The following is a 15,211-nucleotide window of genomic DNA, read 5'->3' as shown; positions in this document are numbered from 1 at the left end:
CAGCCTTCTGTCGATGAGCCCCGGGAACCACTCCTTGATCAGGTTCGACCAGTCGGACTCGCTCATCGGCGGGCCGCCCGGGCTGATCCCGGATGCTTCCGCCGGCGCCAGGTACTTCCTGACCGTCTTGCGATCCACCCCCTAGCGACGCAGCCAGCCCGCTCTTCGAGCGGCCCGCGTACCAGTGGACGTAAATCTCGATGATGTCGACCACGACGAACGTTCTCCTCGCCATCCGGGCTGCCCATCGGCCATCAGAACCACGGGCGAGGAGCGCCGCGTCCTGGCCGAGGAACAACACACGGAGAACAGCCTCGCTTACGACTACGGATCACCCCCGCGGACGCGGGGGTGTTCCGAGCTCCAGAACCAGCCGGGAGCAGTGCGGGGCTGGAACGTGGCGGTCCTCGGCGCCGGACGGACCGGGCCGCTGCAACTCCCCACCGCCCCCGCGCTGGTCGGCCTCTTCGGCGGGCTCCGGTGTACCGGGCACTGCGCAAGGCCTTCGAAGACGGAAAGCACGAGCCGGGGGCCGCGGACTTCTACTACGGAAAGATGGAGATCCGCCGCCACGCCGACGACATCCCCCGCAGTGGGCATCCGTCGTGTACGCCACAGGGTGATGGCGGCCCGGACAGCGAAGTTGAGGGGGATCAGTGGGCGGGGCATGCGCCGGCGGGTGAGCCAGCCCGGTTCGGAGGCTCAGATCGACTACGGCTTCCTCGGGCCGTGGATCGATCCGCGGACCGGGAAACCCGTCCCGGACAACCTCAAGACCGGCGACGACAAGCCAGCCTGGGGCCGACCCGCCACGGCCTGGACCGACCGCCACGGCCGGACGTCACCGCTGACCGCCACCGCCGGACGCCACCGCCGGACGTCACCGCCGACCGCCACCGCCGGGCGCCGCTACCGGACGGCACGCTGACCGTCACGTTCGCGCGGCCCGTCGACCGCGACGCCCGGGCGGGACCGGGCCGGCGCCAAGACGGGTGCGTCGCTCCCCCGCCTTCCCGCGTGTGGTCGTGGCCGGGACCGGGCACTCGGGGCGGGTCCGTGAGGCCCGAGGGAAGGTGCGGTCAGGTGGAGGATCGGCGCTACGACGACGAGGGCGGTGTGCCCCTGGCGGGTTACGCCGGGATTGCGAGCGGGTTCGCGCTGGGGGTGGCGGCGTACGCGACGGTGTTCCGGCGGACGGGCCGGCGGGTGCCGGAACGGGTGCCGCCGTGGGACGTGCTGCTGCTGGGGACCGCGACGTTCAAGGTGGCGCGGGTGCTGACCAAGGGCAAGGTGACCGGCTTCCTGCGGGCGCCGTTCACCCGCCGCGTGGAGGAGGGCCATGCGGGCGAGGTCATGGACGAGCCGCGCGGCGGCCCGGCCCGGCGGGCGCTCGGCGATCTCGTCTCCTGCCCGTTCTGCGTGGCCACCTGGGCCGCCGCCGGGCTGACCGGTTACTACGCGTGGGCGCCGCGGCCGGCCCGGCTGGTGTGCGCGGGGCTGAGCGCGGTGACGGTGGCGGACTGGCTCCAGTACGCCTGGACCGGGACGCAGCAGGCCGTGGAGGGCTGACGTCAGGGGGCGGACGTCACGAGCACGAACGCGTCGAGGCAGGAGCGTGCGTATGTCCATGTCGGTTTCGGTGCCGCTGACGGTCGACGCCCGGGAGCACGGGCTGACCGGTGACGGGATCACCAACGACCAGCCGGCGTTCCAGCGGCTGGTGGACACGGTGGGCGCCGCCTGTGCCGCGGACGGCCGCCCCCGGACCATCCGGGTCCCGGCGGGCCGGTACGTGATGCGGGACCGGCCGACGCTGTGGCGCAGCGGGGTGTCGCTGATCGGGGCCGGCCGGGGCGCCACCTGTTTCGCCCTGGCCAACCCGGGCGCTCCGCACACTCCGGTGCCGCTGGCCTGGTTCACCACCGCGCAGCACGGCGCCGGCCGGGACCGCTGTATCGCGGACGTCACCTTCGCGCACTTCGCGATCGACGGGTCCGGGGTGTCGACGGACGAGTACAACGTGCTGGCCAAGGGACTGGGGCTGCAGTACGTGCTGCGCGGCCGGTTCAGCGATCTGTACATCCATGACACCGCCGCGACCGGTTTCGGCTGCGACTTCCTCCAGGACACGGTGGTGGAGGGCGTGCTGGCGCAGCGGTGCGGGCGGCAGGACCCGGGCGAGCAGATGGGCGGCGCGGGCCTCGGGATCGGCGTCGGCGGCTGGGGCCCGGTCGAGCGGCTGACCGTCAGCGACTGCACGGCCGTCGGCAACGGCACCAACGGCATCTTCCTGGAGCTGCAGCAGGAGGACTGGGAGCCGCCGCGCGGGATCCGTATCACCTCCTGCCACTGCGAGGACAACCGGTTCGGCATCTCCGACTGGGGCGCCGACGGGCTGATCGTCACCGCCTCGACGATGATCGCGAACCACGAGGCCGGGTTCGACGTGTCCTCGCAGGGCACCACGAGCGTCGGCGGGCGCGGCGGCATCGTCACCGGCTGTGTCATCGACGGCAACGTGCGCGACGGCATCGGCTTCGGCAACAGCCCCGGCCCGTACGCCTTCCGCGGCAACCGCATCAGCAGCAACGGCCGTTTCGGCTTCTGGGACCACAACCTGGAGGGCGGTGACCAGGGGCCCGCCTCGGACGTCGTCCTGGAGTCCAACGACATCCGCGACAACGCCCTGGACGGCGTCCGGGTCGACGCCGGGCTGCGCGGCCCGGCCCTGCTCGGCAACCGCGTCCGCGACAACGGGCGGCGGGTCGCGCCGGGAGCCTCCGGGGGCGGCGACGGCGTGCGCTGTACGCCGCTCACGCTGGTCGACGAGAGCGCCGACTGGCCGCCGGACGGCCACCGGGGCAAGCGGGTGACGGTGGACGGTCAGAGCGCGCTGGTGATGTACAACACCGCCACCCGGCTGGGCCTGGCGCCGTGGCGGCCGGGCGTGCCGACCGCCTGGCGGGACGGCACACCGGCGCCCGGCGCGGCGTACCGGCTCCCGGACGGTCCCGGGGACAGCGCCGGGATCACCGTCGACGCGCCGGTGACCGACGTCCAGCTGGACGGCAACCGCGTCTGGGACGACCGGCTGCCCCCGTCGCAGGCGTACGGCCTGTGGATCACGGCCGGCGGCCGGATGACCGGCGGGCGCGTGCGCGGCAACGACTTCTCGGGCAACACCGCCGCGGCGACCCGGTTCGACACGGCGCCGGCGGGGGTGCGGTGGCGGGACAACGACGAGTGAGGCCGAGTGACACGCAGTGACGCCCCGCCGCACCGGCTTTGCCCAACCGCGCGGCAGGCGGGTTCTCGGCACGCAGTCGGGTCCTCAGCGCGGCTGGGGGGCCGTCGGCCTGCTCTCCGTGCCGCTGCCCAGGCGCAGCCGTGCGCCCTGGCGCAGCAGTTCCTCCTGGACGAGTTCCGCGGGCACCTCGCGCGGGGTGCGGCCGGAGCGGACGGCCAGCGCGGCGCAGACACCGGCGGCCTGACCGGTGGCCATGGAGATGGGCATGACGCGGTAGGAGGAGTGCGCCACGTGGGAGCCGGAGATGCAGCGGCCGGCGACCAGGACGCGCTCGGTGTCGCGCGGCAGCAGACAGCGCAGCGGGATGTCGTAGAACCGGCCCTGCGGGACGCGCATGAGGATGGTGCCGGAGCCCTTGGGGTTGTGGATGTCCACGGGGTACGCGCCGTGCGCGATGACGTCGGGGAAGGAGCGGGCCTCCATGATGTCGTGGCCGGTCAGGTGGTAGTCGCCGGCGATGCGCCGGGTCTCGCGGACGCCGATCTGGGTGCCGCTCTGCACGACGTACGACGTCTCGAAGCCGGGCACGTGCTGCCGCAGGAACCGATCGATCTGCTCCAGTTGGCGGCGGGCGGTGTACTCGGCGCGGGTCAGGTCCCACACGTCGATGCCCAGCGCGCCCGTGACGCGGGTGCTGTTGACGCTCACCTCGCCGGGGTGCGGGGTGCCGAAGAAGAGGATGTCCTCGCGGGGCAGGGTGAGTTCGCCCGCCTCGGTGGCCTGCTCGACGAGGTCCCACAGGCCGTGGACGCCCTTCCACTGGTCGGGGTGTTCGCGGACGTACTCGGCGAACCGGGGCCGCAGGAAGTCGACGATCCGGAACATCAGCGTCATCGGCTGCACCAGTCCGTCCTTGGGGCGGCCGATCTCGAAGGACGCCCCGCAGGCGGTGGCCACGTCGCCGTCGCCGGTGCCGTCGACGACGACGTCCGCGTCGATCACCACCGGCCCCGACTTGGTCTCGAAGACCACCCGCCAGCCGTTGTCGAGCGGCAGCGCGGTGGAGGCGAAGGAGTGCAGCAGCAGCCGTACTCCGGCCTCGTCGAGCAGGTCGAGGAGGGTGAGCTTGTAGATCTCGGGGTCGAACGGCACGGTGTAGCCGGTCTTCAGGGACGGCGGGACGCAGCCGCCGCGCGTGTTCAGCCGGTCCAGGAGCTGCCACAGGAACCCAGCGACCACCGCCTCGCCCTCACCGTGGTCGGGCGGCAGCAGCGGCACGCCGTCCTCGCCGGGCTCGGCGAACACCGCCTGCTTGCGCTCGTTGTGGAAGGACATCAGCGGCATGACGAGGGCGGCGGTGGCGTTGCCGCCGAGGAAGCCGTAGCGCTCCACGAGGACGACCTCCGCGCCGGCCTCGGCCGCCGCGCAGGCCGCCGCGGTGCCGGCCGGTCCCCCGCCCACGACCAGGACGTCCGTGCGACCGCCGTCGCGGGCGGGGCGCGGCGGCAGGGTGATGGTCCGGGACTGTGCGGGTGGTTCCAGGATCGGCATCGCTTCTTCCCGTCGGCAGGTGGATCCGCTGCGCCGGCGGCCCGGCGTCCGGCCGTCGGCGCGCGGCGGGTGCGGCGGCGGACGTCGGGTCCCGGTGTGGACGTCAGGTTGCGGTGCGGACGTCAGGTTCCGGTACCCGGCCTGAGCAACTGCAGGCCCGGTTCGGGGTCCGGGGCGGCCACGTCGAGCGAGTCGAGCACCGCGCCGAGGCGCGTACACGTCTCACGGGCGCGGGCCCGCAGCTGACGCACGCGCCCCTCGAAGTCGCCGCGCCGCTGCGGGAACTCGTCCCAGAGCCGGTCCACCTCGGCCAGCAGCAGCCCGGCCTGCTCACGGGCGACGCCGACGAGGGCGGGGGCGCCGAGGCGGCGGGCGAAGTCGAACACCTTGCCGGAGTACGGCAGCGGCAGCACGGGCAGCCCGGAGAGCGCGGCGAAGATCAGGAAATGCAGGCGCATCCCGACGACGAGGTCGAGATGGCTCATGAAGCCGAGGACCTGGCCGGGACTGTAGACGCTGTGCAGGATGCGGCCGCGGTCCGGGGCGGTCATCCGGGAGAGCACGCCGTGGGCGTGGTGCACGTCCTGGCGTTCCATCGGGACGAAGACGACGTGGGCGTCGAGGCGGCGCACGAGGAAGTCGGCCACGTCGGCGAGGAGCGCGTGGTAGTCGCCCTCGTCGAGCTTCTCGGCGGCCCGGCCGGGTTCCCGCACCGACATGCCGACCAGCCGGCTGGCGTCGGCGGGGATGCCCTCCTGGCGCATCATCTGGTCGGTGAAGGGCTCGGGCGGCAGCAGCAGCGCGGGGTCGGCGGTGACGATGATGTCCCGGTCGACTCCGGCCTCCTCCAGGACCAGGTGCGACTCCTCGTCGCGGACGACCACCTCGTCCATGGCGCCCAGCACCGAGCGCACCGCTTCGCGGTCCTCCGCCTCGCGCAGCGGGCCCGCGCCGATGGCGTAGGCGAAGGTGCGCACGCCGCGCGCCTGGGCCGCTCCGACCACCCGGAGGTAGCGGCGGGCCTCGCCGTCGTAGAGGATGCCGCCGCCGCCGACGACCAGCAGGTCGAGGCGGGAGACGACGTCGAGCACCTGCCGCTGCGGGACGCCCTCCCAGTCGACCACCTCGTCCAGGGTGGGGTGGTGGGCGCGCGTGTGCTCGGCGTTGCGGCTGAGGGCGATGAGCCGCGCGCCTGGGCGGTGGCTGCGCAGGCAGCTGAGGACGCAGCTGAGGATGGCCTCGTCGCCGAGGTTGAAGCCTCCGTACGAACCGAGCAGTCCGATGCGCGGGCTGACTTCGGTGAGCCGGGGAGGCTGAGCGGTGGTGGTCATCCGGCACTCCTGTTCCGTGGCGGGTCGCTGCCGCGGGTTCGGGCCCGAGTTGCTGTCACACATCGGGAGAAACCCCCTGCCGGGGCAGTTTCGGCGGACGGTGTCCGGGCGGGGTCCGACGGCGGACGGTGTCCGGGCGGGTCCGGCGGCGGGCGCGGTGTCCGGGCGGGTCAGGCGGCGGACGGCCGGTACGCCACCGGTGTCGTACGCACGGGAGCCGCGAGGGGTGTCGCGGCGGAGCCCGTCACCGCCGGGGGCCGTGGCCGGGACCGCGTCCGCTGCTGCCCGGACCGGCCCGGACGCCGGCGCGGCGGCCGACTCCCGCGCCCATCCTTCCACGCCTCCCGGCGGCCCACCATCGGGATCACGGCGCCCTTCCGCCGCCCCGCAGGCCGCCCACGCCGGGCGGCTGCCGGGTCGCCGGGGCACCGTCATCGAGACGGCCACCTCGGGGGCTCGGGCTCTCGAACCGGTCCGGCCCTCCCTCCGCGCCTCCTCCGGCGGCCCCGCCGCGCAAGGCAGGGACTGGGAAAAGCGGCGGCGCCGGTCGCGTCGGCCGGTGGGCGCACGGCGCCGTCACGCTCCGTGCCTCACCCCGTTGCAGTACATCACCGAGCCCCCGCCGCCCGGACGACGGACGCTGTTCGGGTGTCCTGGCGGTGCCGACGGACCGCCCGCCACCCGGCGGACGGCGGTCGGACGGCCACCAGCCGGACGCGGGCCCGCCGCGTTCGGCACCGGAGCACCGGTTCGCCGTCGCCCCAACGGAGGAGGCTGAATGAGCACCCTTTCTTCCGGGACTTCTTCCGGGACTTCTTCCCGGACCTGGCAGCACGCCGTGGTCACCGGCGGCGCCGGGTTCGTCGGCTCGCACCTGTGTGAAGCCCTGATGGCGTCGGGCGCCGCCGTCACCTGCGTGGACGACTTCAGCACCGGCCGGCCGGAGAACGTCACGCCGCTGCTCGACCGCCCCGGCTTCACCCTGGTGCAGGCGGACGTCGCCGAGGGCATCCCCGTGGACCGGCCGCCGGACCTGGTGCTCCACTTCGCCTCGCCCGCCTCCCCGGCCGACTATCTGCGCCTGCCCCTGCACACGATGGAGGCCGGCAGCCTGGGCACCCGGCACGCCCTGGAGCTGGCGCACCGCTCCCGCGCCCGGTTCGTGCTCGCCTCGACGTCCGAGGTCTACGGCGACCCGCAGCAGAACCCGCAGGACGAGCGGTACTGGGGCCATGTGAACCCGGTCGGCCCGCGCAGCGTCTACGACGAGGCCAAGCGCTTCGCCGAGGCGCTGACCACCGCGCACGCGGACAGCGAGGGCACCGACACCTGCATCGTGCGGCTGTTCAACACCTACGGCCCCCGGATGCGCGGCCACGACGGCCGGGCGGTGCCGACGTTCGTGCGCCAGGCGCTGGACGGCGAACCCCTGACGGTGACCGGCGACGGCCGCCAGACCCGCTCCCTGTGCTACGTCGACGACACCGTGCGCGGCATCCTCGCCGCCGCGGCGCACGGCATGCGCGGCCCGGTGAACATCGGCAACCCGGCCGAGATCACCATGCTCGGCCTGGCCCGGCTGGTGATCGAGCTGACCGGGTCGGACTCCGAGATCCGCTTCATCGAACGGCCCACCGACGATCCCACCGTGCGCTGCCCGGACATCACCCTGGCCCGCGACAAGCTCGGCTGGGAACCGGAGGTGGACGCCGAGGAGGGGCTGCGCCGCACGATCGACTGGTTCCGCTCGGGCGCGCACCGCTGACCCCGCCGTCACAAGCCGACCGCCCCTTCGCCGAAAGGCCTGGCCATCCATGCGCATCCTCGGAATCAACGCCCTTTTCCACGACCCCGCCGCCGCTCTGGTGATCGACGGCCGTACCGTCGCCGCGGCCGAGGAGGAGCGGTTCTCCCGCCGCAAGCACGGCAAGCGGCCGCTGCCGTTCTCCGCCTGGGAGCTGCCGGAGAAGGCCGCCGCGTGGTGTCTGCGGCGGGCCGGTCTGCGCCCTCAGGACCTGGACGCGGTCGCGTACTCCTACGATCCCTCGCTGGCCCGCCCCGCCGACGCGATGGGCCTGGACGACCCCTGGGACCACCTGCGGCAGACGTACGCCCGCGAGGCGCCGAACTTCCTCAAGGAGGTGCTGCCGGGCCTCGACCCGGACATCGTGCGCTTCGTGCCGCACCACATGGCGCACGCCGCGTCCGGCGCGTTCTGCGCGGACGGCGCCGAGGACTCCTCGGTGCTGGTCCTCGACGGCCGCGGCGAGCGCGCCTCGCACCTGGCCGCGCGCCGGGTCGGGGACAAGCTGGAGCCGCTGTACGCCCAGGACCTGCCGCACTCGCTCGGTCTGGTGTACGAGGAGCTGACCGCGCATCTGGGGTTCCTGCGCTCCTCCGACGAGTTCAAGGTGATGGCCCTCGCCTCGCACGGCACCCCGCGCATGCTGTCCGAGCTGCGCCGCTGGGTCCATCCGACCGGTGACGGCGGTTTCCGGGCCACCGGGGTGCCGTGGCACGAGTTCTGCCCGCCGCGCGGCGCCGAGGAGCCGTGGACGCAGGCGCACGCGGACCTGGCGGCGAGTGCCCAGGCGGTGCTGGAGGAGACCCTGCTGGACCTGGTGCGCTGGCTGCACGGCCGGACCGGGCACAGCGTGCTCACGCTCGCCGGCGGCGTCGCCCTGAACTGCGTCGCCAACTCGCGGATCGCCCGCGAGGGCCCGTTCTCCCGGGTGTGGGTGCAGCCCGCGGCCGGTGACGCGGGCACCGCGCTGGGCGGCGCGCTGCTGCTGGCCGCCGGGGAGGGTGACACCCCGGAGCCGATGACCGGCGCCGACCTGGGCCGGGACTGGACGGACGCGGAGCTGGGCGCGTGGCTGAAGACGGCCGCCGTACCGTTCGAGCGGCCGCCGGACATCGCGCGGACGGTGGCGCGCACGCTCGCCGACAACGGGATCGTCGCCTGGTTCCAGGGGCGTTCCGAGTACGGCCCGCGGGCGCTCGGCCACCGCTCGCTGCTGGCCCACCCGGGGCACGCGGGCAACCTCGAACGCCTCAACGACGTCAAGGGCCGCGAGCAGTTCCGGCCGGTCGCGCCGATGGTGCTCGCCGACCGTGCCGCCGAGATCTTCGACGGGCCGCTGCCCAGCCCGTACATGCTGTTCGTGCACGACGTGGCCGAGGAGTGGAAGGACCGTATCCCCGCGGTCGTCCACGTGGACGGCACGGCCCGCATCCAGACCGTCGACCCGGCGCGCGAGCCCCTGGTCGCGCGGATGCTGAGCGAGTTCGAACGGCTGACCGGGCTGCCCGTCGTGGTCAACACCAGCCTCAACACGGCGGGCCGGCCCATGGTGGACGACCCGCGCGACGCGCTCGAGTGCTTCGGCTCCTCACCGGTCGACCTGCTCGCCATCGGCCCGTACGCGATCCGGCGCGGCGACTTCTTCCGCGCCGGCGGCGACGGGAGGGCGTGATGGACGAGCCCGCGTACGCCGTGGTGATCCCCACCCTGGGCCGGCCCAGCCTGGGCGCCTGTCTGCGCGCCCTGGCCGTCGCCGAGGGGCCGCCGCCGCGGCGGGTCGTCCTGGTCGACGACCGGCCCGGCGCGAAGGGCGGGGCGTCACCGCTCACCGAGGTGCCCGAGTCGCTGCGGCCCCGCACGACGGTCGTCCCGGGCGGCGCCCGCGGGCCCGCCGCGGCGCGCAACACCGGCTGGCGGGCGGCCGGTGCGGTGCCGTGGATCGTCTTCCTGGACGACGACGTGGTGCCCGGCCCGACCTGGGCCGCCGACCTCGCCCGGGACCTGGCCGCGGCGTCGGAGCGGACCGCCGCGGTGACCGCGCGCATCGAGGTGCCGCTGCCGCGGGAACGGCGCCCCACCGACTGGGAGCGCAACACCGCCGGGCTCGCCACCGCCCGCTGGATCACCGCCGACATGGCGTACCGGCGGACGGCGCTGGAGGCCGCCGGCGGTTTCGACGAGCGGTTCCGGCGGGCGTTCCGGGAGGACGCGGACCTGGCGCTGCGGGTGACGGCCGCCGGGTGGTCGGTCGCCGAGGGGTCCAGGACCACGACCCATCCGGTGCGGCCCGCCGACCGCTGGGTGTCGGTGCGGCTCCAGGCGGGCAACGCGGACGACGTCCTGATGACCCGGCTGCACGGCCGCGGCTGGTGGCGCCGGGCGGACGCGCCGCGGGGCCGCCTGCCCGTCCATGCGGCGGTGACCGCGGCCGCGGGGGCCGCCCTGTCCTGCGCGGCCCTGCGCCGGCCGCGGGGCGCCGCGCTCTGCGGGGCGCTGTGGCTCGCGGGGACGGCCGAGTTCGCGCTGGCCCGCATCCGCCCGGGCCCCCGGACCCGCGACGAGGTCGTCACCATGGCCCTGACCAGCCTCGCCATCCCGCCGGCCGCCGTGTGGCACTGGCTCCGGGGCCGGGTCGCGCACCGGGGAACCGCCCCGTTCGTCCCGTCGGGGACGGCGGGACCTCCGCGGGGGCGGCGGGAGCCCGCACCGGAACAGGTGGGCTCATGAGCACACGTCCCTGGATCTACACGGGCTCCGGCGAGCGCGCCGGCGACGGGCACGGAGGTGCCCTCGTCCGTGCGCGGGCCCGCGGCCGCGAGGAGAGGCCGGCCCGCGGCCGCGAGGAGAGGCCGGCCCGCGGGCGCGAGGCCTCCGTTCCCGCCGTCGGCCTCGGCGGCGGCCTCCCCTCCGCCGTTCTCTTCGACCGGGACGGGACGCTCGTCGTCGACGTGCCCTACAACGGCGATCCCGCGCGGGTCGTGCCGATGCCGACGGCCCGTGCGGCGGTCGACGCCGTGCGGGCGCGGGGCGTCGCGGTGGGAGTGGTGAGCAATCAGTCGGGGGTGGCGCGCGGGCTGCTGACGCGGGCGCAGGTGGAGGCCGTGCAGCGGCGGGTGGAGGAGGTGCTGGGCCCGTTCGGGGTGTGGGCGGTGTGCCCGCACGGCCCGGAGGACGGCTGCGGCTGCCGCAAGCCCGCGCCGGGGCTGGTCCTGGCGGCCTGCGCGCGCCTCGGCGCGGACCCGGCGCGCGCCGTGGTCATCGGTGACATCGCCGCCGACCTGGGCGCGGCGCGCGCGGCCGGGGCGCGCGGCATCCTCGTGCCGACCCCGGCGACCCGCCCGGAGGAGACGGCCGCCGCCGATCGGACCGCACCGGATCTGCTGTCGGCGGTACGGCTGGCCCTGGGCGCGGGGCGGCCGGGCCCCGCCGGGTCCGCGAGTCCGCCGGACGTGGCGAGGGCGGAGGGCGGGGCGCTGCCGGTTGCCGGCGAGGCGCCCCAGGGTGCCCCCGGCTCGGCGTCCGGCGACGGCGCCCCGCCGTCCACCGGCGCCCCCGATGCCACCCGGGCCCCGCGGGCCGCACTCGCCCAGGATGGCCCCGGCACTCCGCAAGCCGCACTCGCCCCGGCCCCCTGCACTCCGCAGATCACGTGCACCCCGCAGACCCCCACCACCCCGCAGGCCACAACCCCGCACGCCACCACCCCACCGCCCACCATGACCTTCACCCCCCACCCCACCGCCCTTCCCCCCGCCTCCCCCGGCACCGTCCGAACGGCGGCCCCCTCATGAGCGCGGCCTACCGGACCCTCGTCGTCCGTCTCGACAGCGCCGGAGACGTGCTGCTCGCGGGGCCCGCGGTACGGGCCGTGGCCGCCGGGTCGGCGTACACGGCGCTGCTGTGCGGGCCGCAGGGCGAGCAGGCGGGGCGGATGCTGCCGGGCGTGGACGAGGTGCTGGTGCACGACGCCCCGTGGGTGGGTCTGGAGCCCGCCCCGGTGTCGTGGGAGGAGACGCGGGGGCTGCTGGAGACGCTGGCGGAGCGGCGGTTCGACCGGGCGCTGATCCTGGTGTCGTACCACCAGAGCCCGCTGCCCGCGGCCCTGCTGCTGAAGCTGGCGGGCGTGGGCTGGACGGCGGCGGACTGCGAGGACTATCCGGGCGCGCTGCTCGATCTGCGTCACCGGCGGCGTCCGCGCCGGCACGAGGCGCGGGCGGCCCTGGACCTCGCGGAGGCCGCCGGGTTCGCGCTGCCGCCGGGCGACGACGGGACGCTGCGGGTGCGGACGCCGCCGGACACCACGCGTCTGACCGGCCCGGAGCCGTATGTCGTGCTGCATCCGGGTGCCGCCGTGCCGGCCCGCGCCTGGAGTCCCGGCCGGGCGGCGCGGGCCGCGGCGGCGCTGGCCGCGGCGGGCCACCGGGTGGTGGTCACCGGCGGGCGCGGGGAGCGCGAGCTGACCGCGCGGGTGGCCGGGCGGCACGCCCTGGACCTGGGCGGGGCCACCGATCTGCGGGAGCTGGCCGGGGTGCTGGCGCGGGCCCGGGTGGCGGTGACCGGGAACACCGGTCCGGCGCATCTGGCCGCGGCGGTCGGCACTCCGGTGGTGTCGTTGTTCGCGCCCGTGGTGCCGGCCGAGCGGTGGCGGCCGTACGGCGTGCCGTCGGTGCTGCTGGGCGACCAGCGGGCCGCCTGCGCCGGGACGCGGGCCCGTCGCTGTCCCACGCCGGGCCATCCGTGCCTGGACGGTGTCGGTGACGCGGAGGTGGTGGCCGCGGTCGCGGCGCTGAGCGGCGGCCGTGGCGGAAACGGCCGAGGGGCCGACCGACCGGTCGGGATGAATAACTTGACGGAGACAAGAAAGACGGCAAACGAGACAACTGTGACAAAAGGGGCAGAAGAGCGAGGAGTGGCCTGGTGAACATCCTGCTGTGGCATGTGCACGGCTCCTGGACGACCGCGTTCGTGCAGGGCCCGCACACCTACCTCGTCCCCCTGCTCCCCGACCGCGGCCCGGACGGCCGCGGTCGCGCCCGCACGTTCCCCTGGCCGGCCTCGGTGCGGGAGCTGACCCCGGACGAGCTGCGCGAGGCGGAGGTCGACCTGGTCGTCCTCCAGCGGCCGCACGAGATGGAGCTGGCCGAACGCTGGCTGGGCGGCCGCCGCCCCGGCCGCGACGTGCCCGCCGTCTACCTGGAGCACAACGCCCCGGACGGCGACGTCCCGGACACCCGGCACCCGTTCGCCGACCGCGACGACCTGACGCTCGTCCACGTCACCCACTTCAACCGCCTGTTCTGGGACAACGGCGGCACCCGCACGGAGGTCGTCGAGCACGGCATCGTCGACCCGGGCCACCGGTACACCGGCCGGCTCGCCCGCGCGGCCGTCGTCGTCAACGAGCCCGTACGGCGCGGCCGGTACACGGGTACGGACCTGCTGCCCGCGCTCGCCGAGGCCGCGCCGCTGGACGTGTTCGGCATGCGCACCGAGGGCCTGGCCGGCCGGCTGGGGCTGCCCGAGGAGCGGTGCCGGTCCGCCGACCTGCCGCAGGGCGAGCTGCACGGGGCGCTGGCCGAACGGCGGGTGTATCTGCACCCGGTGCGCTGGACCTCGCTCGGCCTGTCCCTGCTGGAGGCCATGCACCTGGGCATGCCGGTGGTCGCGCTGGCCACCACGGAGGCCGTGGAGGCCGTCCCGCCCGGCGCGGGCGTGCTGTCCACCCGGCCCGAGGTGCTGGCCGAGGCCGCCCGCCGCTACCTGGCGGATCCGCAGGCGGCGGCCGAGGACGGGGCGCGGGCCCGCCAGGCGGCCCTCGCACGGTACGGGCTCAAGCGCTTCCTCAACGACTGGGAGCGCCTGATCACGGAGGTGTGCTCATGACCGCATCGGTCGGTTCCCTGACCGCCGCACCGGACGCCGGCGGCCCCGGCTCCCTCGACATCGCGCTGGTCTCCGAGCACGCCAGTCCGCTCGCCGCGCTCGGCGGGGTGGACGCGGGCGGGCAGAACGTGCACGTCGCGGCGCTCGCGAGCGCGCTCGCCGACCGCGGGCACCGGGTGACCGTCTTCACCCGCCGGGACAGCCGGGAGCTGCCCGAACGGGTGGCGCTGCGCGACCGGGTCGAGGTGCACCACGTGCCCGCCGGACCCCCCGAGCCGCTGCCCAAGGACGAACTGCTCCCGCACATGGACGAGTTCGGCCACTACCTGACCCGGGTGTGGCGGGCCCGCTCCCCTGACGTGGTGCACTCGCACTTCTGGATGTCGGGCCTGGCCTCGCTGCACGCGGTGCGCGCCCTGGACCTGCCGCTGCTGCACACGTATCACGCGCTCGGCACGGTCAAGCGCCGCCACCAGCGGCTCGCCGACACCAGCCCGCCGCAGCGCGTCACGCTGGAGACCGAGGTGGGCCTCGGCTGCGACCGGGTCATCGCCACCTGCCGCGACGAGGTCGTCGAACTGGCCCGGATGGGCGTGCCCGCCGGCAAGGTGAGCGTCGTGCCGTGCGGGGTCGACACCGAGCTGTTCACCCCGCAGGGCCCGGCCGCCCCGCGCGGCCCCCAGCCCTACCGGCTGCTCCAGCTGGGCCGCCTGGTCCCGCGCAAGGGCGCCGCGGTGTCCATCGCCGCGCTCAGCCTGCTGCCCGACACCGAACTGGTCGTGGCCGGCGGGCCCCCGGCGGACCGGCTGGACGAGGACCCCGAGGTGCGCCGGCTGCGCGAGATCGCGCGGCGCGCCGGGGTCGCCGACCGGGTCCGGTTCACCGGCGGAGTGCCCAGCCGGCAGGTGCCGCCGCTGCTGCGCGGCTGTGACGTGGTGCTGTGCCCGGCGGACTACGAGCCGTTCGGCATCGTGCCGCTGGAGGCCATGGCCTGCGGCGTCCCGGTCGTGGCCAGCGCGGTCGGCGGCCAGCTGGACACCGTCGCCGACCCGGGCACCGGCCGCCTGGTGCCGCCGCGCGACCCGCGGGCCCTGGCCCGGGCGGTCGCCGATCTCCTCGCCCGCCCGGAGACCCGCCTGGCCTGCGGCGCCGCCGGCCGCCGCCGGGTGCTGCGCCGCTACACCTGGGACCGGGTCGCCGCCGAGACGGAGGCGGCGTACTGCGCCGTCCTGGACGCCGCCCCGGCGGCCGTGACGGGGGTGGTCTGAGGCAGCGTCCGAGGGAGCACCGACCGTCCCCCCAGGCAGCGTCCGAGGGAGCACCGACCGTCCCCCCGTCCCCGCCGCGACCCCCGACGTCCGAAGGAGGTGCGGGCCCCGCCGCCGTCCCCGCGAC

11 protein-coding genes and 1 pseudogene are annotated in these 15,211 nt (G+C 75.6%); 10 read left to right on the top strand and 2 right to left on the bottom strand.

What is annotated here, in order from left to right; genetic code table 11:
• Positions 1-679: 679 nt before the first annotated feature.
• The 3 genes from AB0K92_RS22290 to AB0K92_RS22280 all read left to right on the top strand — a co-directional run bounded on the left by AB0K92_RS22290 (position 680) and on the right by AB0K92_RS22280 (position 3,247).
• Positions 680-928 (top strand): hypothetical protein, encoded by a 249-nt coding sequence (locus AB0K92_RS22290; protein ID WP_365925446.1) that lies wholly within the window; start codon positions 680-682, stop codon positions 926-928.
• 155 nt (positions 929-1,083) lie between these two features.
• Positions 1,084-1,569 carry a DUF1360 domain-containing protein gene (locus AB0K92_RS22285; protein WP_365925441.1) on the top strand — a complete coding sequence of 162 codons (486 nt, stop codon included), beginning with the start codon at positions 1,084-1,086 and terminating at the stop codon, positions 1,567-1,569.
• 52 nt (positions 1,570-1,621) lie between these two features.
• Positions 1,622-3,247, top strand: coding sequence for a right-handed parallel beta-helix repeat-containing protein (locus AB0K92_RS22280; protein ID WP_365925412.1), 1,626 nt, complete (start codon positions 1,622-1,624; stop codon positions 3,245-3,247).
• 84 nt (positions 3,248-3,331) lie between these two features.
• Here AB0K92_RS22280 and AB0K92_RS22275 read toward each other — a convergent pair whose 3' ends face one another.
• On the bottom strand, positions 3,332-4,798 hold the full coding sequence (locus tag AB0K92_RS22275; RefSeq protein WP_365925410.1) for an FAD-dependent oxidoreductase: 1,467 nt from the start codon (positions 4,796-4,798) through the stop codon (positions 3,332-3,334).
• Positions 4,799-4,920: 122 nt separating this feature from the next.
• On the bottom strand, positions 4,921-6,129 hold the full coding sequence (locus tag AB0K92_RS22270) for a polysaccharide pyruvyl transferase family protein (RefSeq protein ID WP_365925408.1): 1,209 nt from the start codon (positions 6,127-6,129) through the stop codon (positions 4,921-4,923).
• Positions 6,130-6,907: 778 nt separating this feature from the next.
• On the opposite strand from AB0K92_RS22270, the gene AB0K92_RS22265 reads away from it, so the two are divergent.
• From AB0K92_RS22265 to AB0K92_RS22235, 7 genes and pseudogenes are all read left to right on the top strand, one after another.
• The gene (locus AB0K92_RS22265; RefSeq protein ID WP_365925406.1) at positions 6,908-7,894 is read left to right on the top strand and encodes an NAD-dependent epimerase/dehydratase family protein; all 987 of its coding nucleotides are present in this window, start codon (positions 6,908-6,910) and stop codon (positions 7,892-7,894) included.
• 49 nt (positions 7,895-7,943) lie between these two features.
• Entirely contained in the window at positions 7,944-9,605 is a 1,662-nt protein-coding gene (locus AB0K92_RS22260) for a carbamoyltransferase C-terminal domain-containing protein (RefSeq protein ID WP_365925404.1), read from the top strand.
• Positions 9,605-10,660 (top strand): glycosyltransferase, encoded by a 1,056-nt coding sequence (locus AB0K92_RS22255; RefSeq protein ID WP_365925402.1) that lies wholly within the window; start codon positions 9,605-9,607, stop codon positions 10,658-10,660. Before AB0K92_RS22260 ends, AB0K92_RS22255 begins: the two co-directional genes overlap by 1 nt.
• Positions 10,661-10,881: 221 nt before the next feature.
• A pseudogene (locus AB0K92_RS22250) lies at positions 10,882-11,337 on the top strand (HAD family hydrolase); the annotation flags it as partial.
• Positions 11,338-11,720: 383 nt separating this feature from the next.
• The gene (locus tag AB0K92_RS22245) at positions 11,721-12,854 is read left to right on the top strand and encodes a glycosyltransferase family 9 protein (RefSeq protein WP_365925400.1); all 1,134 of its coding nucleotides are present in this window, start codon (positions 11,721-11,723) and stop codon (positions 12,852-12,854) included.
• On the top strand, positions 12,851-13,816 hold the full coding sequence (locus tag AB0K92_RS22240) for a glycosyltransferase (RefSeq protein WP_365925398.1): 966 nt from the start codon (positions 12,851-12,853) through the stop codon (positions 13,814-13,816). The genes AB0K92_RS22245 and AB0K92_RS22240 overlap by 4 nt, the downstream gene beginning before the upstream one ends.
• Complete coding sequence (locus AB0K92_RS22235) at positions 13,813-15,084, top strand: glycosyltransferase (RefSeq protein WP_365925396.1); 1,272 nt, start codon at positions 13,813-13,815, stop codon at positions 15,082-15,084. The genes AB0K92_RS22240 and AB0K92_RS22235 overlap by 4 nt, the downstream gene beginning before the upstream one ends.
• Positions 15,085-15,211: the final 127 nt, after the last annotated feature.

The sequence above is a fragment of the Streptomyces sp. NPDC052687 genome, from assembly GCF_040678395.1.
Classification (GTDB): Bacteria; Actinomycetota; Actinomycetes; order Streptomycetales; family Streptomycetaceae; genus Streptomyces.
This window is presented reverse-complemented; position numbering and strand designations above follow the sequence as displayed.

What these genes read in the sequence shown, in the direction of transcription:
- AB0K92_RS22275 (WP_365925410.1), bottom strand. Translation starts at nt 4,798, where the DNA reads ATGCCGATCCTGGAACCACCCGCACAGTCCCGGACCATCACCCTGCCG.
- AB0K92_RS22235 (WP_365925396.1), top strand. Translation starts at nt 13,813, where the DNA reads ATGACCGCATCGGTCGGTTCCCTGACCGCCGCACCGGACGCCGGCGGC.
- AB0K92_RS22265 (WP_365925406.1), top strand. Translation starts at nt 6,908, where the DNA reads ATGAGCACCCTTTCTTCCGGGACTTCTTCCGGGACTTCTTCCCGGACC.
- AB0K92_RS22270 (WP_365925408.1), bottom strand. Translation starts at nt 6,129, where the DNA reads ATGACCACCACCGCTCAGCCTCCCCGGCTCACCGAAGTCAGCCCGCGC.
- AB0K92_RS22245 (WP_365925400.1), top strand. Translation starts at nt 11,721, where the DNA reads ATGAGCGCGGCCTACCGGACCCTCGTCGTCCGTCTCGACAGCGCCGGA.
- AB0K92_RS22280 (WP_365925412.1), top strand. Translation starts at nt 1,622, where the DNA reads ATGTCCATGTCGGTTTCGGTGCCGCTGACGGTCGACGCCCGGGAGCAC.
- AB0K92_RS22255 (WP_365925402.1), top strand. Translation starts at nt 9,605, where the DNA reads ATGGACGAGCCCGCGTACGCCGTGGTGATCCCCACCCTGGGCCGGCCC.
- AB0K92_RS22260 (WP_365925404.1), top strand. Translation starts at nt 7,944, where the DNA reads ATGCGCATCCTCGGAATCAACGCCCTTTTCCACGACCCCGCCGCCGCT.